At 68.8% G+C, this 24,380-nt stretch carries 26 protein-coding genes; 16 read left to right on the top strand and 10 right to left on the bottom strand.

The genetic code is table 11. The features are described from left to right. The first annotated feature begins 127 nt into the window (after positions 1–127). Positions 128–895 carry a hydroxyacylglutathione hydrolase gene (gloB, locus tag BLQ76_RS12025; RefSeq protein ID WP_090673467.1) on the top strand — a complete coding sequence of 256 codons (768 nt, stop codon included), beginning with the start codon at positions 128–130 and terminating at the stop codon, positions 893–895. Further along, a complete protein-coding gene (locus tag BLQ76_RS12020; RefSeq protein WP_090673465.1) occupies positions 892–1,335 on the top strand; it encodes a cupin domain-containing protein in 444 nt (147 codons plus the stop codon). Before gloB ends, BLQ76_RS12020 begins: the two co-directional genes overlap by 4 nt. Here the strand turns inward: BLQ76_RS12020 and yddG are convergent, their stop codons facing one another. Both yddG and BLQ76_RS12010 read right to left on the bottom strand, forming a co-directional pair. After that, positions 1,336–2,220, bottom strand: a complete 885-nt coding sequence (yddG, locus tag BLQ76_RS12015; RefSeq protein ID WP_170842574.1) for an aromatic amino acid exporter YddG — start codon at positions 2,218–2,220, stop codon at positions 1,336–1,338. Positions 2,221–2,295: 75 nt separating this feature from the next. Continuing rightward, the gene (locus tag BLQ76_RS12010) at positions 2,296–2,802 is read right to left on the bottom strand and encodes a hypothetical protein (protein ID WP_090674091.1); all 507 of its coding nucleotides are present in this window, start codon (positions 2,800–2,802) and stop codon (positions 2,296–2,298) included. Between the two features lie 127 nt (positions 2,803–2,929). Here BLQ76_RS12010 and BLQ76_RS12005 point away from each other — a divergent pair, with 127 nt between their 5' ends. Continuing rightward, a complete protein-coding gene (locus BLQ76_RS12005; protein ID WP_090673462.1) occupies positions 2,930–3,766 on the top strand; it encodes a PhzF family phenazine biosynthesis protein in 837 nt (278 codons plus the stop codon). A 91-nt stretch (positions 3,767–3,857) separates the two neighbouring features. On the opposite strand, the gene BLQ76_RS12000 is transcribed toward BLQ76_RS12005, so the two are convergent. Continuing rightward, positions 3,858–4,625 carry a DUF3108 domain-containing protein gene (locus tag BLQ76_RS12000; RefSeq protein WP_090673460.1) on the bottom strand — a complete coding sequence of 256 codons (768 nt, stop codon included), beginning with the start codon at positions 4,623–4,625 and terminating at the stop codon, positions 3,858–3,860. Between the two features lie 230 nt (positions 4,626–4,855). On the opposite strand from BLQ76_RS12000, the gene rpmB reads away from it, so the two are divergent. Beyond that, positions 4,856–5,161: a 50S ribosomal protein L28 gene (gene rpmB / locus BLQ76_RS11995; protein ID WP_062016614.1), complete on the top strand. Its 306-nt coding sequence runs from the start codon at positions 4,856–4,858 to the stop codon at positions 5,159–5,161. 111 nt (positions 5,162–5,272) lie between these two features. Further along, positions 5,273–5,965, top strand: coding sequence for a queuosine precursor transporter (locus BLQ76_RS11990; protein WP_090673458.1), 693 nt, complete (start codon positions 5,273–5,275; stop codon positions 5,963–5,965). Here BLQ76_RS11990 and BLQ76_RS11985 read toward each other — a convergent pair. The 4 genes from BLQ76_RS11985 to BLQ76_RS11970 all read right to left on the bottom strand — a co-directional run bounded on the left by BLQ76_RS11985 (position 5,935) and on the right by BLQ76_RS11970 (position 10,556). Next, positions 5,935–6,954 (bottom strand): esterase-like activity of phytase family protein, encoded by a 1,020-nt coding sequence (locus BLQ76_RS11985; RefSeq protein ID WP_090673456.1) that lies wholly within the window; start codon positions 6,952–6,954, stop codon positions 5,935–5,937. The two genes, BLQ76_RS11990 and BLQ76_RS11985, sit on opposite strands and share 31 nt — an antisense overlap. Continuing rightward, positions 6,951–8,861 carry a cobaltochelatase subunit CobT gene (cobT, locus tag BLQ76_RS11980; RefSeq protein ID WP_090673454.1) on the bottom strand — a complete coding sequence of 637 codons (1,911 nt, stop codon included), beginning with the start codon at positions 8,859–8,861 and terminating at the stop codon, positions 6,951–6,953. Before cobT ends, BLQ76_RS11985 begins: the two co-directional genes overlap by 4 nt. A 5-nt stretch (positions 8,862–8,866) precedes the next feature. After that, complete coding sequence (gene cobS, locus BLQ76_RS11975) at positions 8,867–9,853, bottom strand: cobaltochelatase subunit CobS (RefSeq protein WP_090674088.1); 987 nt, start codon at positions 9,851–9,853, stop codon at positions 8,867–8,869. Between the two features lie 91 nt (positions 9,854–9,944). Then, positions 9,945–10,556: a J domain-containing protein gene (locus tag BLQ76_RS11970; RefSeq protein ID WP_090673453.1), complete on the bottom strand. Its 612-nt coding sequence runs from the start codon at positions 10,554–10,556 to the stop codon at positions 9,945–9,947. Positions 10,557–10,687: 131 nt separating this feature from the next. Between BLQ76_RS11970 and BLQ76_RS11965 the strand changes: the two genes are divergently transcribed. Both BLQ76_RS11965 and BLQ76_RS11960 read left to right on the top strand, forming a co-directional pair. Next, positions 10,688–10,993, top strand: a complete 306-nt coding sequence (locus BLQ76_RS11965; RefSeq protein WP_090673452.1) for a BolA family protein — start codon at positions 10,688–10,690, stop codon at positions 10,991–10,993. Continuing rightward, positions 10,990–11,688 (top strand): YoaK family protein, encoded by a 699-nt coding sequence (locus BLQ76_RS11960; RefSeq protein WP_090673449.1) that lies wholly within the window; start codon positions 10,990–10,992, stop codon positions 11,686–11,688. Before BLQ76_RS11965 ends, BLQ76_RS11960 begins: the two co-directional genes overlap by 4 nt. On the opposite strand, the gene aroB is transcribed toward BLQ76_RS11960, so the two are convergent. Both aroB and BLQ76_RS11950 read right to left on the bottom strand, forming a co-directional pair. Then, positions 11,669–12,817 (bottom strand): 3-dehydroquinate synthase, encoded by a 1,149-nt coding sequence (gene aroB, locus BLQ76_RS11955; protein ID WP_090673447.1) that lies wholly within the window; start codon positions 12,815–12,817, stop codon positions 11,669–11,671. The two genes, BLQ76_RS11960 and aroB, sit on opposite strands and share 20 nt — an antisense overlap. Next, the gene (locus BLQ76_RS11950; protein WP_090673444.1) at positions 12,814–13,407 is read right to left on the bottom strand and encodes a shikimate kinase; all 594 of its coding nucleotides are present in this window, start codon (positions 13,405–13,407) and stop codon (positions 12,814–12,816) included. The genes aroB and BLQ76_RS11950 overlap by 4 nt, the downstream gene beginning before the upstream one ends. Before the next feature lie 186 nt (positions 13,408–13,593). On the opposite strand from BLQ76_RS11950, the gene BLQ76_RS11945 reads away from it, so the two are divergent. From BLQ76_RS11945 to BLQ76_RS11930, 4 genes are all read left to right on the top strand, one after another. Then, positions 13,594–13,809 (top strand): hypothetical protein, encoded by a 216-nt coding sequence (locus tag BLQ76_RS11945; RefSeq protein ID WP_090673441.1) that lies wholly within the window; start codon positions 13,594–13,596, stop codon positions 13,807–13,809. Further along, positions 13,806–14,747, top strand: a complete 942-nt coding sequence (locus BLQ76_RS11940; RefSeq protein WP_090673439.1) for a site-specific tyrosine recombinase XerD — start codon at positions 13,806–13,808, stop codon at positions 14,745–14,747. Before BLQ76_RS11945 ends, BLQ76_RS11940 begins: the two co-directional genes overlap by 4 nt. Positions 14,748–14,912: 165 nt before the next feature. Then, positions 14,913–15,872 (top strand): acetyl-CoA carboxylase carboxyltransferase subunit alpha, encoded by a 960-nt coding sequence (locus BLQ76_RS11935; protein ID WP_090673436.1) that lies wholly within the window; start codon positions 14,913–14,915, stop codon positions 15,870–15,872. 181 nt (positions 15,873–16,053) lie between these two features. After that, on the top strand, positions 16,054–17,088 hold the full coding sequence (locus BLQ76_RS11930) for a L,D-transpeptidase family protein (protein WP_139184001.1): 1,035 nt from the start codon (positions 16,054–16,056) through the stop codon (positions 17,086–17,088). 97 nt (positions 17,089–17,185) lie between these two features. Here BLQ76_RS11930 and secA read toward each other — a convergent pair whose 3' ends face one another. Next, positions 17,186–19,921, bottom strand: a complete 2,736-nt coding sequence (gene secA / locus BLQ76_RS11925) for a preprotein translocase subunit SecA (RefSeq protein ID WP_090673433.1) — start codon at positions 19,919–19,921, stop codon at positions 17,186–17,188. A 270-nt stretch (positions 19,922–20,191) separates the two neighbouring features. Between secA and BLQ76_RS11920 the strand changes: the two genes are divergently transcribed. From BLQ76_RS11920 to BLQ76_RS11895, 5 genes are all read left to right on the top strand, one after another. Then, positions 20,192–21,217: a peptidylprolyl isomerase gene (locus BLQ76_RS11920; RefSeq protein ID WP_090673431.1), complete on the top strand. Its 1,026-nt coding sequence runs from the start codon at positions 20,192–20,194 to the stop codon at positions 21,215–21,217. A 142-nt stretch (positions 21,218–21,359) separates the two neighbouring features. Continuing rightward, entirely contained in the window at positions 21,360–22,592 is a 1,233-nt protein-coding gene (gene argJ, locus BLQ76_RS11915) for a bifunctional glutamate N-acetyltransferase/amino-acid acetyltransferase ArgJ (RefSeq protein WP_090673428.1), read from the top strand. After that, positions 22,573–23,364 (top strand): GNAT family N-acetyltransferase, encoded by a 792-nt coding sequence (locus BLQ76_RS11910; RefSeq protein WP_090673425.1) that lies wholly within the window; start codon positions 22,573–22,575, stop codon positions 23,362–23,364. The genes argJ and BLQ76_RS11910 overlap by 20 nt, the downstream gene beginning before the upstream one ends. 9 nt (positions 23,365–23,373) lie before the next feature. Then, the gene (locus BLQ76_RS11905) at positions 23,374–23,781 is read left to right on the top strand and encodes a (deoxy)nucleoside triphosphate pyrophosphohydrolase (protein WP_090673422.1); all 408 of its coding nucleotides are present in this window, start codon (positions 23,374–23,376) and stop codon (positions 23,779–23,781) included. Positions 23,782–24,197: 416 nt separating this feature from the next. Further along, entirely contained in the window at positions 24,198–24,380 is a 183-nt protein-coding gene (locus BLQ76_RS11895) for a Flp family type IVb pilin (protein WP_090673416.1), read from the top strand.

The following is a 24,380-nucleotide window of genomic DNA, read 5'->3' as shown; positions in this document are numbered from 1 at the left end:
TAAAGTCGCCGGATCGGTCAGGTCGGTTGGCAGACTAGCCTTTGCCCGGACGCGCCGGAACCCCGCTCCCTCGAAGCGAGGACGGATCGTCTTATGTTCGCCTGCCTGATCCCGGGAGCTTTGCTGCATGATGATAGAGATCCGCCAGTTCCTTTGCCGAACCGACAACTACGGGGTGATCGTCCACGACGGAGCGCGGGGCGTCGCGGTCTCGATCGACGCGCCGGAGGAGGGGCCGATCCTCGCCACGTTGCAGCGTGAAGGCTGGCGCCTCACGCATATCCTGACGACGCACCACCACAACGATCACACCAGCGCCAACGCGGCGCTGAAGGCGCGCTTCGGCCTGGAGATCATCGGGCCGCGCGGCGAGCGCGACCGCATTCCCGGCCTTGACCGCGCGGTCTCGGGCGGCGAGCGGTTCGATCTCGCGGGCCTCGTCGTCGAGGTGATCGACACACCCGGCCATACGGCGGGTGGCATCAGCTACCATATGCCGGACGAGCGGCTCCTGTTCAGCAACGATGCTTTGTTCTCGCTCGGCTGCGGCCGGCTGTTCGAAGGGGACGCGGCCACCATGTGGGCGAGCCTCCAGCGCCTCAGGGCGCTTCCCGACGACACCACGGTCTATTGCGGCCACGAGTACACGGCGACCAACGCGCGCTTCGCGCTCGACGTCGATCCCGGCAACCTCCTCCTGCAGGAGCGGGTGAAGGAGGTCGAGGCGCAGCGCGTCGCGGGCCAAGCGACCGTGCCGGTCAGGCTCGGCGACGAGAAGCGCACCAATCCGTTCCTGCGCGCCGACGATCCGGGCCTTGCCGAGGCGATCGGCATGGCGGGCGCCGATCCGGTGGCGGTGTTCGCAGCGCTGCGCGAGCGGAGGAACGGCTATTGAGGGCGCGCGACATCATCGCCCGGCTCAAGCTGGAGCCGCATCCCGAAGGCGGCTGGTATCGGCAGACCTTCTGCGACGAGGCGCTGGACGAAACGGGCCGCGCGCGGTCGACGGCGATCTACTATCTCCTCGACACGGGCGAGACCTCGGAATGGCATCGCGTGACGGATGCCGCGGAGACCTGGCACTGGTACGCCGGCGCGCCGCTGGTTCTCACCGTCTCGCCGAACGGGCACGACGCCTCGGCCCACCGGCTCGGGTCAGCGCTCGACCTCGGCGAGACGCCGCAGTTCACGGTGCCCGCCAACTGGTGGCAGACCGCCACCAGCCTCGGCGAGTGGACGCTGGTCGGCTGCACCGTCGCGCCGGGCTTCCGCTTCGAGAGCTTCGAGATGGCGCCGCCCGGCTGGCGCCCCGTGCCACGCGCGCCGGGGCGCTGATCAGACGGCGCTGGGCGCCGCCTTCGAGGCAAGGCGCCGGAACAGCGGCAGCGCGGCCAGCACCGCGCCGCCCGTGATCAGAACCGCCGCGCCGGCGACGCGAGCGGTCAGAACCGCCTCGCCGGCGAGCACGAGCACGAGCGTCGAGAGAAGCGGCGCCGCGTAGCTCGCCGCGCCCAGGAGCTGGATGTCGCCGCGCTTTACCCCGATGTCCCAGACGTAGAAGGCCGCGCCCACCGGCAGGAGGCCGAGCGCGAGAACCGCCAGCCACTGGCCGCCGGTGGCCGGCCAGACGGTCGTCTCGAACAAGAGGTGGCAGACGAGCGACAGCAGCGCGGTCGCTGCGCAGAACCCCGTCACGACATCGCTCGGCACGTCGGCGAAGCGGCGCGAGAGGAGCGAGTAGGCCGTCCAGATCATGGCGCAGGCGCCCGCCAGCATGTAGCCGAAGGCGTAGGAGCCGCTGAAGCCTGTCGTGCCGCCGCCGGTGATGATGAGCGCGGCGCCGCCGAGACCGAGAACGGCACCCGCGACGTGGTACCAGCGCAGGCGCTCGCCGGGCAGGAGCGCGGAGCCGAAGACGATCAGAAGCGGCCAGAGATAGGCGATGAGGCTGGCCTGCGCGGCGGGCGCGTTGCGCAGCGCCGCGAAGTAGACCGCATGGTAGCCGAAGAGGCCGCCGACGCCGAGCAGCCAGACGGACGCCGGTTGCCGCAGGACGCGCCACGAGACGCCGCGCGCTGCCAGCGAGGCGATGCCGACAAGGGTGCCGAGCGCGAAGGTCATCGCGGCGAGCTGAAACGGCGGCACGGTCCCCGAGCGCGCCGTCAGGAGCGCCAGAAGCGCCCACATCAGGATCGCCGAAAAACCCAGTGCCGTCGCCATGCCGATCGCTTCCGTCCGTGCCGGATCCAGCCGGTAGCGGACGGGGGCGCGAGGGTCAAACCGCGGGGCGATGGCTTAGTGCGCGAGCGCCTTTTCGAGCTGCTCCTTGGTCATCTTCGAGCGGTTCGGGATGTCGCGCTTCTTCGCCTCGGCGTAGAGAGCGGCGCGCGTCTGGCCGTGTCCGCCGTCGTGGCGATCCCGGGCGGTCTTCTTGGCGACGTCGTCCGGCTGCGCCGAGAACTGCTCGCCCTTCTTCGTATCGCGGCGCTTCTTCTCGGTGGTGCGCTTGTACTCGGCATCGGAGAGATGCTCGCGCGCCTTCTTGGGCAGGTAGCGCTCGCCGGTCTCGCCGCTCTTCTTGCCGGACTTGGTGCCCCACTCCTCTTCGGTCCACTGGTGGAGGCTGTTGTCCTCGCGCTTCTCACCCTTGAAGCCGCCGCCTTCCTTCTTGTACTCGGCGGTCGCCATCTGCGCCTTGCGCGCCGACCACTGGCCGGCCTTGCCGCCCTTGGTGCCGGCGGTGACCTTCTCCTTCACCTTCTCCCAAAGTTTCGGGTCGGTATGCTCTGCGGTAGTGGACATGCGTATCGCTCCGATTGGGTCTTTGGTCGGCAAAACGACGGCCGCGCGAATTGGATGCGCGCGGCGGGCCGACGCAGCGGCACGGGTCTGATAGGAGGGATCGATCTTCGGTTCGGGAGTGCAGGCGATGCGACGGCGGTTCATTCAATGCGACGTGTTTTCCGACGTGCCGACGCGCGGCAACGGGCTGGCGGTCGTGCTGGACGGCGAGGGCCTGTCCACGGAAGAGATGCAGCGCTTCGCCGTCTGGACCAACCTCGCCGAGACGACCTTCCTCCTTCCGCCGAGCGATCCGGCCGCGGCCGACTATGCCTTGCGCATCTTCACCACGACGCGTGAGCTTCCGTTTGCCGGCCACCCGACGCTCGGCTCCTGCGCGGCGTGGCTCCACGCGGGCGGCCGCGCAGCGCAGGGCGGAATCGTGCGGCAGGAATGCGGCGTCGGCATCGTGCGGATCGACGTGTCGGGAGCGGTTCCCGCCTTCGTCGCGCCGCCGACGCGCATCGAGGCGCTGGAGCCCGAGCGCTTGGCAGAGGCGCTGGCGGCGCTGCGCATCGACCCGCGTGAGGTCGTGCGCTCGGCGCGCCTCGTCAATGGCCCGGCCTGGGAGGCGATCGAGCTGCGCAGCGCCGAGGCCGTGCTTGCGGCCGATCCGACGGGCGCCAGCTTCCCCGAAGAGCGCGCCATCGGCCTGATCGGCCCGCACGCTCCGGGCGGCGAAGCCGACGTCGAGGTGCGGATGATCGACATCTGGCACGGCATCAAGGAAGACCCGATCACCGGCTCGCTCAACGCGGCGCTGGCCTGCTGGCGGCAGGCGGAGGGGCGGCTCGACGGACCCTATGTCGTCGCGCAGGGCACGCGCATCGGCCGCATCGGCCGCGTCCATGTGCGGCCGGACGGTGACGCGGTGATGATCGGCGGGGCCGTCAGCATCCTGATCGAGGGGATGCTGGACCTCTAGAGAGTGTGACGGACCGATACGGCGGATGCCGTTGGCTCACCCGCCTCATCGCAGCGGGCGGTACAACCTAGTCCTGGGTCCGCACTGCTACTCAAGGTTTGGCGAAGGTCGTGGCCGTCAGCGTCAGCGGGCCGACCTCGGTCGGAATGCGCACATAGACGGGTGCGTAGATGCCGCTTCGCCCCGACGGCGCGAACCAGATCTGGAGCACCTTGTCGGCGAGGTACTTCAGGCCCTTGGACGAGGTGCGGTAGCCCGACACGGGCCGCACCCGAACGTTGCAGACCACGGCCTCGCCGTCGAACCCGTCCGCCTGGAAGTCGTCCCGCCCGTTCGGCGAGAGCGCGAGGTCGAGGCGCGACCAGCCGTCGTAGAAGGGAAGGGCGCCCGCGCACAGCTGGTCCGGGTCGCGCGGCCTCAGCATCAGGCCGCTCAAGGGGTCGACGACGCGGCGCAACTGAGCGGGCATGACGGGAACGAAGTCGGCCGGGGGCGGCTGGCGGATCGGCGGGGCGACCGTCGCGCTGAGCGCGCGGCCGCGCCCGTATCGCACATCGGACTTCCAGGCCTTGCCGTCGCTCGTGTAGTCGAGCCGGTAGCGCTCGGCCTGGAGGCGGTCGGGCCGGATCGTCCCGCGCACCGAGCTGGTTCCGCGCGTCGAGGAGACGAGTTCGGCCAGACCCGCCGAGGACAGTGTTCCCGACACCTCGTAGCTTTGCCCGTCGATCCGCGTCTTGAACTCCGCGCGCCCGACCGGCAGTCCCAGAAGCGAGATGCGGTAGATGGTGGTCAGGGTTTCGGACGCGGCCTGCGCCGGCGCGGCGGCGAGAACGGCAAGAAGGACGAGCAAAAGACGCATGGGTGGTCCCGGCACTCCGATTGGCGACGGCGGAGATGAACCACACCATGCCCAAAAACCGCGAAGAGGATAAGGGCCGAAGGGTCGAGCGGCCCCCGCGTCTTGACGACGCGCAAGGCGGCGACTATAGCCGGGCTCGATTTTCCCGTATGCCATGGGGTGGATGATCGTGCCGGATCCTTTCGGCGGCGCGCCCCGAACGGCCGTATCGATCTTGAAAGGACCCTCTCATGGCCCGCGTTTGTGAACTCACCGGCAAGGCCGTCATGTCCGGCAACAACGTCAGCCACGCGAACAACAAGACGCGTCGCCGTTTCCTGCCGAACCTGTGCAGCGTGACGCTGATCTCCGACGCGCTCGGCCAGCGCTTCCGTCTTCGCGTCAGCGCCCATGCGCTGCGCTCGGTGGAGCACCGTGGCGGCCTCGACGCCTTCCTGGCCAAGGCGAACGAGCAGGAGCTGTCGCAGCGCGCTCGTCTCCTGAAGCGCCAGATCGCCAAGAAGTCGGTCGAGCAGGTCGAGACCGTCGCCGCCTGATCCGGGCGTCCGACTGATCGCATAGGCAGCGCCGCCCCGTTCGGGCGGCGTTGTTCGTTGGGGCTTCCCCGCTGGTGCCATCTCCCAGCTGAAAAAAATGGATCCGAAGACATGACCTCGTCCCGCCGCCTCGTCGCGCCGGTGATCGCCATGACGATCATCGTGCTTCTGTCGAACATCGCCGTGCAGTTCCCGGTCCATGCGACCGTTGGATCGCTGGAGCTGGCGAATCTTCTGACCTGGGGCGCCTTCGTCTACCCCTTCGCCTTCATCGTGACGGACGTGAACAACCGGGTCTTCGGTCCCGTCCTGGCGCGCCGCGTCGTGTATGCCGGCTTTGCGGCCGCGATCATCTCGTCGATCGTTCTGCCGCCGATCCTCTACCGGTTCGGTCTCGTGCCCTTCGAGACCGAGCCCGGACGTCTGCTCCGCATCGCCCTGGCCAGCGGCTCGGCGTTTCTCGCCGCCCAGCTTCTGGATATCCTCGTCTTCAACCGTCTGCGCCGTGGCTCGTGGTGGAAGGCGCCGCTGGCGAGCGGCATTGCAGGCACGATCCTTGACACGGCGATCTTCTTCTCGGTCGCCTTCGCGTCGCTGTTTCTGTTTCTGGGGCCTGGCGACGAGTTCGCTGCCGAGAGCGCGCCGCTTCTGGGCCTCTTCTCGGCCGAGGCGCCGCGCTGGATCTCCTGGGCAATGGGCGACTTCGGCGTGAAGCTCCTGATCGCGGTGTTCGGCCTCGTGCCCTACCGGATCGCGATCAATGCGATCCTTCCCTATCGAGACGCGCCGGTGGCCGCCGCCTGAGCGTCCGCTTCCAGCAGGAATTCCAGGTAAAGGTTTCGCTGCAGGAACGAGCCGTTGTCGTCCGACACGAGGCTGACGACGGTGCGGCCCTCGGCATCCTGCCAGACGTCGATCCCCTCCATGTTGTCGATCTCGTTGCCGAGGTCGGCTTCCATGATCACAGGCCCGTCCGCCACCGCGCCGGGCTTGAGCGCGGCTGCGGGCAGGCGGCGGATGCGCATGCCGATGCGGGTAAAGCCCTCGTAGCGCCGCTCCAGAAGCAGGAGGTCGCCATCGGGCAGGAAGGCACCGTCGGTCGCCGACCAGGGCGCCTCGCGCCGCACGGTGAACAGACCCTTCGCGCCGCGACCCAGAAAGGCCGCTAGGAGGTTCCCGGCCGCATCGACCGAACGCTCCGACACGATCACGATCTCGCCTGCGAGCGATGACCCGCGAGGGGCGACCGCAATGGTTTCGATACCGCCGTTGCCGCGCAGCTCGCGGGGCGGGATCGGCAGGGCCACGGGTTCGGCTCGCGCTTCGAATGGCGCATCGGCGGGGCGGAAGCGCTCGATGCGGTCGTTGCCCTCGAAGGCGACGAGCACCGTGTCGCCCGCGATCGCCAGCGCTTCCGCGTCGGCCATTCCCTTGCGGGGCTGCGGTCGGCCGGCCCGTGACAGGATCGGCCAGACCTCGGCGTTCTCGACGCCTGTCGGACGCCCATCATCGTCGCGTCGGATGCGTCCGGCGAACCAGGAGCCCGTGTCCGTGACCGCCAGGAAGCGCCGTCCCGCGTCTCGGATACGGATCGAGGAGACGCTGGAGAGGGTGCGGCTGCTGGGCGAGCGGTAGCTGAAGCCGCCGCGGAAGGTGAGGGCGCCGAAATGCGTCTCGGCCGAGCCGATCCGGAACCGCTCGATCGATCGTGCGGTGATCGACACGTCCTCGGCATAAGCGGGAGGCAGAACAAGAAGCGCGGCGAACACCGCGCCCAGCCACGTCCGTTTCACCGGCGGCCGGCCATCCGCCGACGGGCACCGCCGCGGGCCTGACCGCTCTCGTCCTCGAAGAGCGCCGCAAGCTGCTCGGTCATGGCCCCGGCCAGTTCCTCGGCATCCGACAGCGTGACGGCACGGCGATAATAGCGCGTCACGTCGTGGCCGATGCCGATGGCCAGCAGCTCGATCGGCGAGCGGTTCTCGATCTCGTCGATCACCGCGCGCAGGTGGCGCTCGAGGTAGTTGCCCGGATTCACCGACAGCGTCGAGTCGTCCACCGGGGCACCGTCCGAGATCATCATCAGGATGCGCCGTTGCTCCGGGCGGCCGAGCAGGCGGTTGTGCGCCCAGATCAGCGCCTCGCCGTCGATGTTCTCCTTCAGCAGCCCCTCGCGCATCATCAGCCCGAGATTGCGCCGCGCGCGGCGCCAGGGTGCATCGGCCGACTTGTAGATGATGTGACGGATGTCGTTGAGGCGGCCGGGGCGCTGCGGCTTGCCGGCCTTCAGCCAGCTTTCGCGCGACTGGCCACCCTTCCAGGCGCGCGTCGTGAAGCCCAGCACCTCGACCTTGACGCCGCAGCGCTCCAACGTGCGCGCCAGGATGTCGGCACAGGTCGCCGCGACCGTGATCGGGCGCCCGCGCATCGAGCCGGAATTGTCGATCAGAAGCGTGACGATCGTGTCGCGGAAGTCGGTGTCGCGCTCCATCTTGAAGGAGAGCGGCTGGAGCGGGTCGGTGACGAGGCGCGTCAAGCGCGCCGTGTCGAGGTAACCCTCTTCCAGATCGAAGTCCCAGGCACGGTTCTGCTGCGCCATGAGGCGACGCTGCAACCGGTTGGCGAGGCGTCCCACCGCGCCCTGGAGCGTCGAGAGCTGCTTGTCGAGAAACGCCCGCAGGCGATCGAGCTCGGCTTCCTCGCACAGTTCCTCGGCGCCTACGATCTCGTCGAAGCCTTCCGTGAAGACGCGGTAGTCGGTATCGCCGATCTCCTTGGGCAGCGCCTGATTGGGCCGACGCGACTCGCCCGGCGTCTCCGAATCGGGATCGTCGTCGTCGACGGGATCGTCCGCCGTGACCTCCGAGGTCTCGGCCTCGGCGGTCTCCTCGGACTCGGACTGCGTCTCGGACTCCTCGGCCTGCGCCTCGTCGGCGCCGGCATCCTTCTCGGAACCGTCCTCCTCGTTGTCGCGTGTCTGGTTGTCTCCGGCTTCCTCGGACTGGTCGTCCTCCTCGTCGGACGCCTCGTCGGAAAGCTCTTCCGCCATCTCCATGGATACGAGCATGTCGCGCAGCGCGCGAGCGAACAGGCGCTGGTCCTCGACGGACGCGTTCAGGGCGTCGAGCTTGTCGCCGGCCTTGGTCTCGATCCAGTCGCGCCAGACGTCGACCAGCGCCTCGGCGCTCTTGGGGACGGGACGGCCCGTCAGACGCTCGCGCACCAGGAGTGCGACCGCGTCCTCCAGCGGCGCCTCGGCGCGGTCGGTCACCTCGGAGAGGTTGGAGCGGAAGTACTTGTCCTCCAGCATCACCGCGAGGTTGTCCGCGACGCCGACCATCGCATTGGCGCCGATCGCCTCGCATCGCGCCTGCTCCACCGCGTCGAACACGGCACGTGCACCGCGCCCGTCGGGCGACAGGGTCGCATGGATGCGCGCGTCGTGGCGAGCGCGGCGCAGCGCCATCGCGTCCGACAGGCCACGCACGACGGCGACGTCCTGACCGCTGGCTCGCTTGGGGAGTTCCGGCAGGCGGGCGCGCGTGCCGGTGATGCCGGGCCGCTCGTTGCCGTAGGCGATCTCGAGCTCGGACTCGCCGGCGATCGCGCGCATGCAGCCCGCCACCGCGCGCCGGAAGGGCTCGCGGTCCTGCGTCTTCGGCTTGGAGGACTTGGCCGAGTTATCGCCGACGCGTGCCATCGCGGTCAGTCGAGAACGATGTTGGCCGCCGACTCGGGCAGTTCCTCGCCGAAGGCGCGCTGGTAGAACTCGGCCACCAGCGGGCGTTCGAGCTCGTCGCACTTGTTCAGGAAGGTGAGGCGGAACGCGAATCCGATGTCGCCGAAGATCTCGGCGTTCTCGGCCCAAGTGATCACGGTACGCGGGCTCATCACGGTCGACAGGTCGCCGTTCACGAAGGCCGAGCGCGTGAGATCGGCGACGCGCACCATCTTGGAAACCTGGGCGCGTCCTTCCTTCGTATCGAAGTGCCGCACCTTGGCGATGACGATGCCGACCTCGTTGTCGTGCGGCAGGTAGTTCAGGGTCGTGACGATGGACCAGCGGTCCATCTGCGCCTGGTTGATCTGCTGCGTGCCGTGGTAGAGGCCCGTCGTATCGCCGAGGCCCACCGTGTTGGCGGTGGCGAACATGCGGAAGGCAGGATGCGGGCGCACCACGCGGCTCTGGTCGAGCAGCGTCAGGCGGCCCGAGGATTCCAGGACGCGCTGGATCACGAACATGACGTCCGGACGGCCCGCGTCGTATTCGTCGAAGACCAGCGCCACGTTGTTCTGATAGGCCCAAGGCAGGATGCCGTCGCGGAACTCGGTCACCTGCAGCCCGTCGCGCACGGTGATCGCGTCCTTGCCGACGAGGTCGATGCGGCTGACATGGCTGTCGAGGTTGACGCGCACGCAGGGCCAGTTGAGGCGGGCGGCGACCTGCTCGATATGGGTCGACTTGCCGGTGCCGTGGTAGCCCGACACCATGACGCGTCGGTTGCGCGCGAAACCCGCGAGGATCGCGAGCGTCGTCTGCTTGTCGAAGAGATAGTCGGGATCGATCTCGGGAACGTGCGGGTCGGGACGGGAGAAGGCCGGGACCTTCAGCGTGCTGTCGAACCCGAAGGTCTCGCGGACGGACACCATGGCATCGGGAAGCCCTGCCACTTCCACTTCCGCTGCGCTCATCATACCTCCTGGGGCGCAAGGGGAGACGTAGCCCGCGCGCCATGAACTCGTGTCGCCGGTCCCGCCCATGTCGGGCCGGGCCTCGGCGGGATTAGCAGAAGCCCGACTGCTTCAAAAGCTTGTAGGCCTGGATGACCTCGCGCAGGCGGTCCTCGGACCCCCGGTCGCCGCCGTTCGCGTCGGGATGATACTGCTTCACCAGTGCCTTGTAGCGCAGGCGAATGGTTTCGCCACCCGCGTTCACCGGCACGCCCAGCGTTTCCATGGCCTTGGCCTCCAGCGTGCGCGGCTTGCGCGGCGCCGCGGGCGGCGCGGCCTCGCCCTCGCCGAACAGACCGAAGCTGTCTCGTGCCCGTCCGTTCCAGCGGCGCGGACGCCCGCTCGGCTTGGTGGAGGGCATCGCGCCCGACGAGTTGGATCCCATGGTCCAGGTCGGGCGGTGGCCGGTCAGGGAGTCCTTGAGATACTTCTGGATGTCGTCGTCGCCGAGACCCGAAAAGTAGTTGTAGCTCTTGTTGTAGAGCCGCACGTGGTCGACGCAGAAGTGGAGGTACTGGCCCTCGTGGTCGCGGCCGCGTGGCGCCTTATGGACGCCCGGCTCGTCGCAGCCTTCCCAGCAGCAGACGGGCGCGCGCACCTTCTCCGCGGCCTGCCGATCGGGGCGCACGCGGATCTTGTCGAAATATTTGCTGTCGAGCTTCATCACGCCTCGATTATGGGGCCCACACAGACCCCGAACAAGAATTGACAGAACCGAAAACGCGGCCACAACACCCTCGCTCCAGGCTGCCCGCGTCGACCCGTCGCGGTGCCACGAGATGCGAGGAACCGACCATGTCGACCAAGAGCCGGATCGAGGAGGCGTTGCGCGGCGCCTTGGACCCCGCGGCGCTGGAGGTGATCGACGAGAGCCACCTTCACGCGGGCCACCATCACGGCGGCAGCGACCATCACGCCGGCTTCGATGGCTCGGGCGAGACGCATTTCCGGGTGCGCATCGTCTCGGCGGCCTTTGCGGGCGAGAGCCGGCTGGCGCGCCACCGGAGGGTGAACGCGCTTCTCGCCCGTGAACTCGCGAGCGGCGTCCACGCCCTCGCGATCGAGGCGAGCGCACCGGGCGAGCCGACCCGCAGGCGATGACGCCGAGCGAGCGACGACGCGTCGAGGCCGAAGCGCGGCGCCGGCTCAGCCAAGCCTTCCTCACCGCGCTCTCGTTCCTGGCCGGGGTCACCGACGCGATCGGCTTCCTACTGGCGGGCGAGTACGTCTCGTTCATGAGCGGCAATACGACCAACCTCGCGATCGCCGTCGGCCAGGGACAACCCGACGCGCTGGTCCGCGGCGCGTTGGTGGTCGCGCTCTTTGTAGCCGGCAACGCATTGAGCGCCCTGGTGATGGCGCTGGTGGACGGTCGTCAGGCGATCCTGCTGCTTCTGGTGGCGGGCTTCGCGTCGGTGCCTGCGTTCTTTGCGGAACCGGTCCGCGGCATTCCGGCGCTCGTGTTCGCCATGGGATTGCTGAACGGCGCGATGGATCAGGTCGACGGCCGAGGCGTCGGTCTCACCTACGTGACCGGCGCGTTGACGCGGATCGGGCGCGGCCTCGGTCGGCGGCTGCTGGGCGACCGCTCGCAAGGCTGGCATCTCCAGATCTGGCCCTGGATCGGTGTTCTGACCGGCGGGCTCGGCGGTGCGCTGGCCCTCAGCCACTCACTTCCCGGGGCCATTCTCCTGCCTGCCGTGATCGCAGCCCTTCTGGCGATCGCCGCCGACGCGATCCCCGCCAGCTGGCGACGGCGCTATCTCGCCCAGCCGGTCAGGCCGGACCGGCGGTGATCTCCTCGGCGAGGAAACCCGCCACCGCAGCCGGCTCGACGTCGCGCGCGACGAAGGCCTGTCCGATGCCGCGCGTCAGGATGAAGGTCAGGCTGCCGCGCTGCACCTTCTTGTCCTGCGCGATCTTGTTCATCAACTCGTCCGCCAGGAAGGCCGGCCCCGGGATCTCGCGAATCGCGGTCGGCAGTCCCACGGCCTGCAGATGCCGCACGGCTCGCTCGGTTTCGCTGGCCGGGCACAGTCCGAGGCGCGTCGAAAACCGATGCGCGAGCGCCATGCCGATCGACACCGCCTCGCCATGGACGAGACGTGCAGGATCGTAGGCGGCGGCCGACTCCAGCGCATGGCCGAAGGTGTGTCCGAGGTTCAGAAGCGCCCGTGCGCCGGTCTCGCGCTCGTCGCCCGCCACGACGTCCGCCTTGGCCTGGCAGCTGACGGCGACCGCCTCGGCCCGGCCGGGTCCGGCAAACACCGCGCGCCAGTTCGCCTCCAGCCAGCCGAAGAAGTCGGGACGATCGATCAACCCGTATTTGGCGACCTCGGCGTAGCCCGCGCGGAACTCGCGTTCGCTCAGGGTTTCGAGCACGGCGGTATCGGCGACCACCAGCGACGGCTGATGAAAGACGCCGATCAGGTTCTTGCCGCGCGGCGAGTTGATGCCGGTCTTGCCGCCGACCGAGGAATCGACCTGGGCCAGAAGCGACGTCGGCACCTGAACGAGGTGCATGCCTCGACGAACGACGCCGGCCGCAAAGCCCGTGAGGTCGCCGACGACGCCGCCACCCAGCGCCACCAGCGCGTCGCCGCGCTCCAGCCGCTCGGCGATTGTGCGATCCACGAGGCGCTCCAGCTCCGAGAAGCGCTTGGTGGTCTCCCCGGCCGGGACCTGGTGAAGCGCGGCCGAGATGCCGGCGCGCTCCAGCGACGCCAGAAGGGCGGGGGCGTGCAGCGGGGCCACCGTCTCGTCTGCGACGACCAGCGCGCGCGCGCAGGGCAGGCGGCGTGCCATCTCCGCGCCGGTTCCCTGCAGAAGGCCCGCGCCGATCAGAATCTCGTAGGATCGCTCGCCGAGCTCGACGCGCACGCTGCGGCGCCCGCCGGCTTCGGGCGGATGGGACGACAGGCTCATGAAGCGATGACCTCGGCGCGACGGTTATGCGGCACGGCGAGCGCATCCACGATCTCGCGGACGATCTGCTCGCGGCGGACGTTGCGCGATTCGACGTGGATATCCGCTTCCGCATAGATCGGATAGCGCCGTTCCATCAGCTGGAGCATGGTCTGGCGAGGATCCGTGGTCTGAAGGAGCGGGCGGGTCGGGCGTTTCAGGACCCGCTCCATCAGGACGTCGATCTCGGCCCGAAGCCAGACCGTCGTCGCCCGCTCACGCAGGAGGCGCCGCGTCGCTTCGCTCATGAAGGCGCCGCCGCCCGTGGCGATGACCTGCGAGCCGGCTTCGACGAGCCGCGCGACGACCCGCGCCTCGAGCGCCCGAAATTCCGGCTCGCCATAGGCCGCGAACAGCTCGGAGACGCTCATGCGCGATGCCGCCTCGATCTCGCCATCCGTATCCACGAAGGGAAGGTTCAGGGCCTGCGCCAGACGCCGGCCCACCGTCGTCTTGCCGGCTCCCATCAACCCGACCAGCACCACCGGACGGCTTCCGAGCCGCTCGAGAGCTTGGGCAAGGGAATGGGCGGGCGCGTCGGTGTCGGTCATGGTCTCGCGGGGGACACAGGGGCCGGGTTCTGTCGCGCAACTCGCCGGGTCGGTCAAGCGAGAGACCTCAACGCCGCGTTGCGCAATGTGCCTTGGCGGGGCGCGACGGCATCCCTACAATTTGCGCCGGGACGCATGTCGGCTCGCCTCAACCGGGTCACCACAGGGAACGAGTCTTACGCATCCATGCCCACCCTGGTTCGTCTCGTCACGGCGCTCGCACTGATCGCCGGAACCGTCTTCGCCGTGATGGCCGCGCTCGTGACGTTCGTGGAACCCGTGCGCGTGCCCGTCTCGATCGAGGTTCCGGTGCCGGGCCTCCAGACACCGCCGCCCGTGGCTCCCCCGTCCACTCCGGACCGTGACGCGGCGCCCGCGGCGCAAGCTCCCCCCTCGCCATGAGCGTTCCCGACTTCGCGCGAATCGAGAGCTTCCTGGAGATGATGGCCGTGGAGCGCGGCGCGAGCGACAACACGCTGGCGGCCTACCGGCGCGATCTCGACGACGCCCGCGCCTTTCTGGGCGGCACGGGCGGGCTCGGTGCGGCCGACACAGACGCTCTGCGTCGCTACATGACGCATCTGGAGGCGACGGGCCTTGCGCCCGCCAGTCGGCAGCGGCGCCTGTCGGCGCTGCGCCAGTTCTTCAAGTTCCTTTATGCGGAGGGCCAGCGCGGCGACGACCCGAGCGGCCCGATCGAAGGCGCCAAGCGCGCGCGGCCGTTGCCGAAGATCCTGTCGGAGGCGGAGGTCGATCGCCTCATGGAGACCGCCGCCGCAGCGGCCGGAGACGCCGGGCTCGAGGGCGGAGCGCGGCTGCGCGCCCGGCGCATGCTTGCCTTGGTCGAGATCCTGTATGCGACGGGCCTGCGCGTGTCCGAACTCGTCTCGCTGCCGCGCTCGGTGCTGCGCTCGCGCGGTCGCGTGATCGTCGTGCGCGGCAAGGGCGACAAGGAGCGCATGGTGCCGATCGGCGAGCGCGCGCGAGACGCGCTCGCCGCCTTCGGCGAGGCGATGGCAGGCCGCGCGGATGCGGCCACCAGTCCCTGGCTCTTTCCCGCGCTTTCCGAAAGCGGCCACATGACCCGGCAGAGCTTCGCGCGCGACCTGAAGGTGCTGGCGAGCCGGGCGGGTCTCTCGCCCGCGCGCGTCTCGCCCCACGTCCTGCGTCATGCCTTCGCGAGCCATCTTCTTCAGAACGGAGCGGACCTGCGCAGCGTCCAGGAACTGCTCGGCCATGCCGACATCGGCACGACGCAGATTTACACCCACGTCCTCGAGGAGCGGCTCATGCGCCTCGTCACCGATCACCATCCGCTTTCGGCCCTGGCGGAGGAGTGACGCTTTCTTGACAAGGGGTCGGCGGATCGCCAGTTTGCCGCTCCGAACGAAGACCTCAACGGAACCGGCGGCGCCTTCCGGCCGACCGCCGCGCTTCACCAGCGGAAGCCGGCGGCGATCGCGGCGCCGGCACTGCAAGGACGGGCCCTCGGGCGCCGCGGCTGGATGCACAACTATCTCGACTTCGAAAAACCCGTCGCCGATCTCGACAGCCAGATCATCGAGCTGAAGCGCATCGGTGGCGACGAGAACAGTCTCGACGTTTCGGAGGACATCCAGCGGCTGGAGACGCGCTCGCGCGACGCGCTGGCCGAGCTCTACCGCAAGCTCAGCCCCTGGCAGAAGACGCAGGTCGCCCGTCATGCCGACCGGCCGCACTGCGTCGACTACCTCGCGCGCCTCGTCACCGACTTCACGCCGCTCGCCGGCGATCGCTACTTCGCCGAGGACCACGCGATCATCGCGGGCTTCGGTCGCTTTCGCGGCCAGTCGGTCGCCGTGATCGGGCAGGAGAAGGGCGACGATACCCAGACCCGCCTCAAGCACAACTTCGGCATGGCGCGGCCCGAGGGCTACCGCAAGGCCGTACGCGTCATGGACATGGCGGAGCGCTTCGCGATTCCGGTCGTGACGCTGGTCGACACCGCCGGCGCGTACCCGGGACTGGGCGCCGAGGAGCGTGGCCAGGCCGAGGCCATCGCCCGGTCCACCCAGAAGTGCCTCGCGCTCCGCGTGCCGCTGGTGGCGCTGGTGATTGGCGAGGGCGGCTCGGGCGGGGCGATCGCGATCGCCGCCGCCAACCGGGTCCTAATGCTGGAGCACGCGATCTACTCCGTGATCTCGCCGGAGGCCGGCGCCTCGATTCTCTGGCACGACTCGGCGCGTGCCAAGGACGTCGCGCAGGCGATGAAGATCACGGCCCAGGACCTCAAGGGCTTCGGCGTGATCGACGAGATCATCGAGGAGCCGGTGGGCGGTGCTCACCGCGATCCGACCGTCGCGATCGACCGTGCGGGTGATCGAATCGCCGCCGCGCTCGCCGCGTTGACCCCGATGTCGGGCGATGCGTTGCGTCAGGAGCGGCGCGAGAAGTTCCTGGCCATCGGCCGCGATCTGAAGGTCTGACGACTGGCCCAGCCGGTCCTCCAGCCTCGCGAACGCCTGTGAATTGAAAAATTGGTCCGTTTCGTTTACGGGTTGATAACCGTATGGGCGCCAGAACGGGGTCTGGTGGTCCGCTGCATCGGTCGATTCCGGAAGTGGGCCTCGCGCTGAGGGTCTCGTCCGCATGGGGGCTTCGAGGGGAATGACCATACGCCGCGCCGTTGCGATGGCTGTTCTGACCAGTGGGCTCCTCGCCCTGTCCGCCTGCCAGAAGGGGGCCGGTTTCGAAGACCTGCTTGGCCCCAACGCCCCGTTGCCGCCCAGCCTCGTGAAGATGATCAAGGCCGGCGAGATGGGCGAGAACTCGCCGATCCTCCTGCGACTCTACAAGGAGGAGTCGGAGCTCGAGGTCTGGAAGCAGAAGACCGACGGCACCTTCGCCCTCCTGAAGACCTACCCGATCTGCGCCTGGTCCGGAAAGCTCGGGCCTAAGAAGGCCGAGGGCGACCGGCAGGCGCCGGAGGGCTTCTACAACATCGGCCCGGGCTCGCTGAACCCGGAGTCGAGCTACCACCTCGCCTTCGACATCGGATACCCCAACGCCTACGACAAGGCGAACGGCTTCACGGGCCAGCACCTCATGGTGCACGGCTCGTGCAACTCGTCGGGCTGCTACGCCATGGACGACAAGCAGGTCGAGGAGCTCTATGCGCTGGCGCGCCATGCCTTCCAGGGCGGGCAGCGCGCGTTCCAGTTCCAGGCGATGCCCTTCCGCATGACGCCGCAGAACATGGCTCGTCATTCGAACTCCGAGCACTACGCCTTCTGGAAGATGCTGAAGGAAGGCTCCGACCGCTTCGACCTGACGCACAAGCCGGTCGAGGTCGGCGTGTGCGAGAAGCGCTACGTGTTCGACGCGCAGCTCTCCGACGGCCGCACGCTGACGCCGACCGGCGAATGCCCCGCGGTCGCCGAGCCCGCCGAGCTGATCGCCAAGCGGCAGGCCGACGAGGCGCTGGAGAAGCAGATCGCCGCCACCATGACGCCCGAGCAGTTCGCGGTGGTCCCGAGCCTCATCTACAAGACCGGACAGCCGATCTCGGCGGAGGCCTACGCGGCCGAGCAGCATCGCCGGGCCGGGTTCGACCGCGACGGCAAGCCGCTCAACAACGCGCGGACCTCGATGTTCAAGAACCTCCTGCAGAAGCGCGACGCCGCGGAGCGCGAGCGGGACTGATCCCGCCTCAGCGCAGGCAAGGCCGCTTCACGAAAAAGGCCCGGGCGCTCGCGCGACCGGGCCTCTTCGTTTTTCGGAGCCTGATGCCCCGACCGGATCAGGCGATCTGGGCGTAGGCCCCGTGGCAGTGCTTGAACTTCTTGCCCGACCCGCACGGGCAGGGCTCATTGCGGCCCACCTCGCCCCAGGTCTCCGGATGCTCGGGATCGCGCTGGAGACGATCCGTGCCGGCCGGGTTGAAGTCGGCCGTCAGCCGCTCGCCGCCATGGCCGAACTCGTCCTCGCCCGTCGTGGCGTCGAGGTGGTGCGCCTGCATGAAGGGCAGGGGGGGCTCGGCGACCGGCTCGGGCCGCACCAGCTCCACGCGCGTCAGCTGCTGCGTCGTGCGCTCGCGCAGGTGCTCGAGCATGGTCTGGAAGAGCTCGAAGGCCTCCGACTTGTATTCGTTCAGCGGGTCGCGCTGCGCATAGCCGCGGAAGCCGACGGCCGAGCGCAGGTGGTCGAGGTTGACCAGATGCTCGCGCCATAAGGCGTCGATCGTCTGCAGGACGACCGAGCGCTCGATATAGCGCATGACGTCCTTGCCGAAGCGCTCCTCCTTGTCGGCGGCCGCCTTGTCGGAGGCGTCCAGGATACGCTTGCGGATATCGGCGTCGTCGATGCCTTCCTCGGCTGCCCATTCGGCGATCGGCAGGTCGAGGTTGAGGTGCTCGCGAATCTCCTCGGTGAGCTCGGCCGTCTCCCACTGTTCGGGGTAGGCGCGCTCGGGCATGCGCCGTGCGACCAGCGTCTCGATCAGCTCGTGGCGCATGTCGGTGACGGTCTCGTCGAGCGACTCGGCGTCCATCAGTTCGAGCCGCTGCTCGAAGATGACCTTGCGCTGGTCGTTCATGACGTCGTCATACTTGAGAAGGTTCTTGCGGATGTCGAAGTTGCGCGCTTCGACCTTCTTCTGAGCCTTCTCCAGCGCCTTGTTGATCCAGGGGTGGATGATCGCCTCATCCTCCTTCAGGCCGAGACGCGTCAGCATCGCGTCCATGCGGTCCGACCCGAAGATGCGCATCAGGTCGTCTTGGAGCGACAGGTAGAACTTCGACAGGCCAGGATCGCCCTGACGGCCCGAGCGGCCGCGCAGCTGGTTGTCGATGCGGCGCGACTCGTGACGCTCGGTCGCCAGCACGTAGAGGCCGCCGGCGGCCAGCGCCTCCTCCTTGAGCCGCTGGATGTCGGCGCGGATGGCCTGGATCGCGGCCTCGCGCTCGGGACCTTCCGGCACCTCGGCGAGCTCCTGCTCGACGCGCATATCCAGGTTGCCGCCGAGCTGAATGTCGGTGCCGCGGCCGGCCATGTTGGTGGCGATCGTCACCGACCCCGGCACGCCGGCCTGCGCGACGATGTAGGCTTCCTGCTCGTGATAGCGCGCGTTCAGGACCTGGAAGTTCTTGAGGCCGCCCTTGCGCAGGCGCTCCGCCAGCATCTCGCTCTTCTCGATCGAGGTCGTGCCCACCAGGATCGGCTGGCGGCGCTCGGCGGCCGCCGTGATCTCCTTGGCGATGGCGCGGTACTTCTCCTCGGCCGTCCGGTAGACCTCGTCGTCCTCGTCCTTGCGCATGATCGGCAGGTTGGTCGGGATCTCGACGACGTCGAGCTTGTAGATGTCGCCGAACTCCGCCGCTTCCGTGTTGGCCGTGCCGGTCATGCCGGCGAGCTTGCCGTACATGCGGAAGTAGTTCTGGAAGGTGATCGAGGCGAGCGTCTGGTTCTCGGGCTGGACCGTGACGCCTTCCTTGGCCTCGAGGGCCTGGTGCAGGCCTTCCGAGAAGCGGCGGCCCGGCATCATGCGGCCGGTGAACTCGTCGATGATGACGATCTCGTCGCCGCGGACGATGTAGTCCTTGTCGCGCTGGAAGAGCTTGTGGGCCTTCAGCGCGTTGTTGACGTGGTGAACGATCGTGACGTTCTCGATGTCGTAGAGCGAGGGGCCGTGCAGGTGGCCGGCCGCCTCCAGCATGCGCTCCAGCTTCTCCGTGCCGTCCTCGGTGAAGGAGACCTGGCGCTGCTTCTCGTCGACCTCGTAGTCCTCGGGCGCCAGCTGCGGGATGAAGCTGTCGATCGTGCGGTAGAGATCCGAGCGGTCCTCGAGCGGACCGGAGATGATGAGCGGCGTGCGCGCCTCGTCGATCAGGATCGAGTCGACCTCGTCGACCAGCGCGAAGTGGTGGCCGCGCTGGACCATCTGCTCGCGCTCGTACTTCATGTTGTCGCGCAGGTAGTCGAAGCCGAGTTCGTTGTTGGTCGCGTAGGTGATGTCGCAGGCGTAGGCGGCGCGACGCTGGTCGTCGGTCAGGCCATGCGTGATGACGCCGACCGTCAGACCGAGGAAGTTGTAGACGCGGCCCATCTGCGCCGAGTCGCGCGTGGCGAGGTAGTCGTTGACGGTGACGACGTGGACGCCCTTGCCCTCCAGTGCCGAGAGGTAGACGGGCAGCGTGCCGACCAGCGTTTTGCCCTCGCCGGTGCGCATTTCGGCGATGGCGCCGCCCGACAGGACCATGCCGCCGATCATCTGCACGTCGAAGTGGCGCAGGCCGAGCGTGCGCTTGGCGGCTTCGCGAACGGTGGCGAAGGCGGGGATCAGAAGATCGTCGATCGGCGTCCCGGCCGCCAACTGTTCGCGGAACTGCCGCGTGCGGTCGCGCAGAGCGTCATCGCTCAAGGCGGCCAGCTCCGGCTCCAAGGCGGCCACGGCTCGAACGGTGGCATCGTACTTGCGAACGCGGCGCGTGTTGCTCGAACCGAGCAGCTTGCGGGCAAGGCCGCCGAAACTCACCATGCCGAATGTCCTTCCCAGGAAAGTTCGCGTCAGGCGCGCGGGAGGCGCCGCAGTCCGTCGTCCGCGCCGAAACGGCGTCACCCAGGGGATGTGCGACTGGACTTCCAGAACGCGTGAGAGATAAGAGCCCCCCCGAGGGATGTCAACGTGCCGCGCCCGTGGGGTGCGGCCCTCAAAACACCGCAAAGCCGGGTCTTTCCGGTGTGCGAAACCTGTCCGAGGCCGTTGTCGGCCCTTTCCCATCTTTCCCTGTATCGAGAGGCGTTTGGCATGAACCTGAAGCTTTCCCTGCGGCTTGCCGCGTCGGCTGCGGCGCTGGCCGCGCTGAGCTGCGGATCGGCCCTGGCCCAGGACGCCGCCACGCCTGCCGCGCCCGCTGCCAGCACAACCGCGCCGGCGCCCGCGCCGGTCGCGCCGCCGGCACCGGAGACCCCGCTTGCCAAGGTCGGTGACCAGACCATCACGCAGGCCGATCTCGAAACGGCGACGCAGGACCTGGCCACCCAGTTCGGACAGCTTCCGCCCGATCAGCAGCGCGTGGCGGTCCTGTCGGCCCTGATCGATATCAAGGCGCTGGCGGAAGAGGCGAACGCCGCCAAGCTCGGCGACGATCCGGCGGTCGCCCGCCAGCTCGCGTTCCTGCGCGAGCGCGCCCTACACAACGCCTATTTCGAGAAGAACGGCCTGTCGGCGATCACCGACGCGGAACTCAAGAGCCGCTACGACGCCGAAGTCGCCGCGATGAAGCCGGTGGACGAGGTTCACGCCCAGCACATCCTCGTCCCGACCAAGGAAGAGGCCGAGGCGGTCATCAAGGAGCTCGACGGCGGCAAGGACTTCGCGGCGGTCGCCGCCGAGCGCTCCAAGGATTCGTCGGGCGCCAACGGCGGCGATCTGGGCTTCTTCGGCCCCGGCCAGATGGTGCCGCCCTTCGAGGCGGCCGCCTTCGCGCTGGAGCCTGGCACCTACACCAAGGAGCCCGTGCAGTCGCAGTTCGGCTTCCACGTCATCAAGGTCCTGGAGAAGCGCAAGCAGCAGCCGCCGGCCTTCGAGCAGGTGAAGGACCAGGTGCGCCAGATCGTCATGCGCGAGAAGTACGTCGCCATGGTCCAGAAGGCGCGCGAGTCCGAGGGCGTCGAATATCTCGATCCCGCGCTGAAGACGCAGGTCGAGGCGATGGAAAGCATGATGGCGTCCGGCCCGTCCGCGGATCCGGAAGCGGCGGCCGACGAGGCGGCCTCGGATGCCGAGACCGTGCCGCCCGGCACGGAAACAGCGCCCGCGCTCGCCAACTGAGGCATGGCAGGATGAAGGGCCGGCATGTCGCAGGGCATGCCGGCCCTTCGCGCGTCCGACGGGTTCGCGATCCGGACTTGCGGGCGAGGGGGGCATCAGGCAAACCCCGGCGCGTATCCCGCGTGATCGCGACAGGAGAGCCATGAGCACCGCCGTTTCCCCGCTCGCCCCCCGCTCCGTTCCCGATCTTCCGCCGATCCGAGGCATTCGCATCGCGACCGGAGCGGCCGGCATTAAGTATCGCGACCGAACCGACGTCCTTCTGATGAGCTTCGACGAGGGCACCGCGGTCGCCGGCGTGCTGACCACCACGCGCTGCCCTTCGGCGCCGGTCGACCACTGCCGGCAGGCGCTGGTCGGCGGGCGGGCGCGCGTTCTGGTCGTCAACTCGGGCAACGCGAACGCCTTCACGGGGCGACGCGGCGTCGCCACCACGAACGCGACCGCGGAAGCGGCCGCGGAGCTCGCGGGTTGTTCCCCGGACGAGGTGTTCCTGGCCTCGACCGGCGTGATCGGCGAGCCGCTGGATCCGGCCAAGATCGTGTCGCACCTGGCCGCGCTCGCCGAGCAGGCGGCGCCCGACGGCTGGCTCGAGGCCGCTCGCGCCATCATGACCACCGACACCTACGCCAAGGTCGCGACCGCGAGCGTGCGGATCGGTGATGTCGACGTCCGCATCAACGGCATCGCCAAGGGCGCCGGCATGATCGCGCCCGACATGGCGACCATGCTCAGCTTCGTGGCGACCGATGCGCGTATCCGGCCGGAGGTGCTGCAGGCGCTTCTCGCGCGGGCGGTCGCTCCCAGCTTCAATTCCGTGACCGTCGATTCCGACACCTCGACGTCCGACACGCTGCTCGTCTTCGCGACCGGCGCGGCCGGCAACGCCGAGCCGGCAGGTGCCGACGATCCGGCGCTCGCGGAGTTTGCGGGCGCGCTCGACGCGCTCCTGCTCGATCTGGCCCGGCAGGTCGCCCGCGACGGCGAGGGCGCCCGCAAGGAGATCCAGGTGACGGTGGAGGGCGCGAGCGACCCGCGTTCCGCCAAGCGCATCGCGCTCTCGATCGCCAACTCGCCGCTGGTGAAGACGGCGGTCGCCGGCGAGGACGCCAACTGGGGCCGTGTCGTGATGGCGGTCGGGAAAGCGGGCGAGCCGGCCGAGCGCGACCGACTGGCGATCTGGTTCAACGACGTGCGGGTCGCGCACGAGGGGGAGCGGGATCCCGCCTACAGCGAGGCGGAGGCCTCCAGCGCCATGCGCCAGGATATCATCGCGATCCGCGTCGACCTCGGCCTCGGCACGGGACGCTGGACCGTCTACAGCTGCGATCTCACCAAGGACTACGTCGCGATCAATGGCGACTACCGGAGCTGAGGCCGGCCCGCGCCTGACCACCGTCCGCCGCTTGGAAGCGGCGGGCTTCCGGGCCTGGCCGGCGGCGAGCACCTTCTACGACGGGACCTGGGCGATCCGGTTGACGCCGAGCTTTCCGGCCAAGCGGTTGAACTCGGTGAACCCGCTCGATCCGGCCGACGACGCCGATATCGCAGCGCGCATTACGGACGCGCGTCAGCGGTTCGTGGCGGCGGGCCGCACGCTTCTGTTTCGTCAGTCGCCGCTCTGCCCGCCCGCCCTCGTACGGCATCTCGACGAGTCCGGCTGGCAGCGCTTCGGCGAAGCCGTGGTCTTCACCGCCGACCTGGCGGCCCTCGACCTCAACGACGCGATCGACCGCATCCCGATCCGCGACGGTCGGCGGTATCTCGACGCCTCGCTCCACGTTCACAGGCGCCCAGCCGAGATGCGCGCGGGACTTGACGAGGTCCTGTCCTCGATCCGCCCGCCAGCGGCCTTCTTCGTGCGCGAAAGCGAGGCGGGTGAGCCGATCGGCGTGGCGCTGGCCATCACCGACAACGATCTGGCCGGCATCCTCGATGTCGCGGTCGCGCCCGACCGACGGCGCGAGGGCATCGGCATCGATCTGGTCGCAACCGCCCTGCGCCATACCCAGCACAAGGGGGCCCGCACCGGTTGGCTCCAGGTCGAGGCCGACAACGAGGCCGGCCTTGCGCTCTACCGGCGGCTCGGTTTTCACGAAGCCTATCGCTACTGCTACCGCGCGCCGCCTGGCGCCGTCACCGCCTGAGGACGCCGTATGCCCGCACCCCGTATGCTGCTCGTGACGGCCTGCGCGCTGATCGACGCGGACCGTCGTATCCTCGTGACGGAGCGCCCGGCCGGCAAGTCGCTGGCTGGGCTTTGGGAGTTTCCCGGTGGGAAGGTCGAGCCGGGCGAGACGCCCGAGGAAACGCTGATCCGGGAGCTGCGCGAGGAGCTCGGCATCGAGACCAAGGCCGACTGCCTGGCGCCGCTGACCTTCGCGAGCCACACCTACGAGGACTTCCACCTCCTGATGCCGCTCTACGTCTGCCGCCGCTTCGAGGGGATTCCCCGTTCGATGGAAGGGCAGCGCCTGCGCTGGGTTCTCGCGCGCGACCTGCGGGACCTGCCGATGCCGCCCGCTGATCTGCCGCTGATTCCGTTCCTGGTCGATCTCGTCTGACGCAGACGGGTTCCGCGACGTTAAGGACGCTTCTTAAGGGCCGCTTCACGCCTCTCGTGCGAGGGTACCGGTCGGACGGCCGTCGCCGTCCCGTCGCCAAGGGTGCCGGAGGGCGTGTTGCGCAAAAGGTCGGTCCATCATCGCCAGCGCCGCGCCGGACAAGCCGTTCGGGCGCTGGTTCGCGCATCGTTGCTGGTCGGTCCGCTCGCCGCCGCGCTGGTTCTGGCGCTGGCTTCCGCTCCGGGCGGGCGGACGGGACAGTCCGCCGCGTTTGATGCGGCGAACGGCCTGGATGCGACGACCACGGGTTCCATCACGCGACCAAGCGTGCCGTTCGCGACCGGCGATCCCATCAGCCGCCCCAATGGTGGACCCTGCCTGCGCTTTCCGGACGGCTCGCAGCGTGGAACCTGCCGATGATCCGCCTCGCTGCCTTCTGCCGTGACCGATCCGGCGCCACGGCGATCGAATACGGTTTGATCGCAGCCCTGATCGCCACCGCGATCATCGGTGCCTTGACCGCGACCGGTACCTCGGTCGGCGACCAGTGGGAGGCCTGGACCTCGGCGGTATCGGACGCACTCACGCGCGGCGATTAG

The sequence above is a fragment of the Aureimonas jatrophae genome, from assembly GCF_900104035.1.
In the GTDB taxonomy this organism is placed as follows: Bacteria; Pseudomonadota; Alphaproteobacteria; order Rhizobiales; family Rhizobiaceae; genus Aureimonas; species Aureimonas jatrophae.
The sequence above is the reverse complement of the archived record's forward strand: the minus strand, read 5'-3'. Positions and strand labels throughout refer to the sequence as shown.

What these genes read in the sequence shown, in the direction of transcription:
- BLQ76_RS11895 (WP_090673416.1), top strand. Translation starts at nt 24,198, where the DNA reads ATGATCCGCCTCGCTGCCTTCTGCCGTGACCGATCCGGCGCCACGGCG.
- BLQ76_RS11935 (WP_090673436.1), top strand. Translation starts at nt 14,913, where the DNA reads ATGCACAACTATCTCGACTTCGAAAAACCCGTCGCCGATCTCGACAGC.
- argJ (WP_090673428.1), top strand. Translation starts at nt 21,360, where the DNA reads ATGAGCACCGCCGTTTCCCCGCTCGCCCCCCGCTCCGTTCCCGATCTT.
- cobS (WP_090674088.1), bottom strand. Translation starts at nt 9,853, where the DNA reads ATGAGCGCAGCGGAAGTGGAAGTGGCAGGGCTTCCCGATGCCATGGTG.
- BLQ76_RS11960 (WP_090673449.1), top strand. Translation starts at nt 10,990, where the DNA reads ATGACGCCGAGCGAGCGACGACGCGTCGAGGCCGAAGCGCGGCGCCGG.
- yddG (WP_170842574.1), bottom strand. Translation starts at nt 2,220, where the DNA reads ATGGCGACGGCACTGGGTTTTTCGGCGATCCTGATGTGGGCGCTTCTG.
- BLQ76_RS11990 (WP_090673458.1), top strand. Translation starts at nt 5,273, where the DNA reads ATGACCTCGTCCCGCCGCCTCGTCGCGCCGGTGATCGCCATGACGATC.
- secA (WP_090673433.1), bottom strand. Translation starts at nt 19,921, where the DNA reads ATGGTGAGTTTCGGCGGCCTTGCCCGCAAGCTGCTCGGTTCGAGCAAC.
- BLQ76_RS11970 (WP_090673453.1), bottom strand. Translation starts at nt 10,556, where the DNA reads ATGAAGCTCGACAGCAAATATTTCGACAAGATCCGCGTGCGCCCCGAT.
- BLQ76_RS11950 (WP_090673444.1), bottom strand. Translation starts at nt 13,407, where the DNA reads ATGACCGACACCGACGCGCCCGCCCATTCCCTTGCCCAAGCTCTCGAG.
- aroB (WP_090673447.1), bottom strand. Translation starts at nt 12,817, where the DNA reads ATGAGCCTGTCGTCCCATCCGCCCGAAGCCGGCGGGCGCCGCAGCGTG.
- BLQ76_RS11930 (WP_139184001.1), top strand. Translation starts at nt 16,054, where the DNA reads ATGACCATACGCCGCGCCGTTGCGATGGCTGTTCTGACCAGTGGGCTC.
- BLQ76_RS11905 (WP_090673422.1), top strand. Translation starts at nt 23,374, where the DNA reads ATGCCCGCACCCCGTATGCTGCTCGTGACGGCCTGCGCGCTGATCGAC.
- BLQ76_RS11940 (WP_090673439.1), top strand. Translation starts at nt 13,806, where the DNA reads ATGAGCGTTCCCGACTTCGCGCGAATCGAGAGCTTCCTGGAGATGATG.
- cobT (WP_090673454.1), bottom strand. Translation starts at nt 8,861, where the DNA reads ATGGCACGCGTCGGCGATAACTCGGCCAAGTCCTCCAAGCCGAAGACG.
- BLQ76_RS11920 (WP_090673431.1), top strand. Translation starts at nt 20,192, where the DNA reads ATGAACCTGAAGCTTTCCCTGCGGCTTGCCGCGTCGGCTGCGGCGCTG.
- BLQ76_RS11945 (WP_090673441.1), top strand. Translation starts at nt 13,594, where the DNA reads ATGCCCACCCTGGTTCGTCTCGTCACGGCGCTCGCACTGATCGCCGGA.
- gloB (WP_090673467.1), top strand. Translation starts at nt 128, where the DNA reads ATGATGATAGAGATCCGCCAGTTCCTTTGCCGAACCGACAACTACGGG.
- BLQ76_RS11910 (WP_090673425.1), top strand. Translation starts at nt 22,573, where the DNA reads ATGGCGACTACCGGAGCTGAGGCCGGCCCGCGCCTGACCACCGTCCGC.
- BLQ76_RS11965 (WP_090673452.1), top strand. Translation starts at nt 10,688, where the DNA reads ATGTCGACCAAGAGCCGGATCGAGGAGGCGTTGCGCGGCGCCTTGGAC.
- BLQ76_RS12005 (WP_090673462.1), top strand. Translation starts at nt 2,930, where the DNA reads ATGCGACGGCGGTTCATTCAATGCGACGTGTTTTCCGACGTGCCGACG.
- BLQ76_RS12010 (WP_090674091.1), bottom strand. Translation starts at nt 2,802, where the DNA reads ATGTCCACTACCGCAGAGCATACCGACCCGAAACTTTGGGAGAAGGTG.
- rpmB (WP_062016614.1), top strand. Translation starts at nt 4,856, where the DNA reads ATGGCCCGCGTTTGTGAACTCACCGGCAAGGCCGTCATGTCCGGCAAC.
- BLQ76_RS12000 (WP_090673460.1), bottom strand. Translation starts at nt 4,625, where the DNA reads ATGCGTCTTTTGCTCGTCCTTCTTGCCGTTCTCGCCGCCGCGCCGGCG.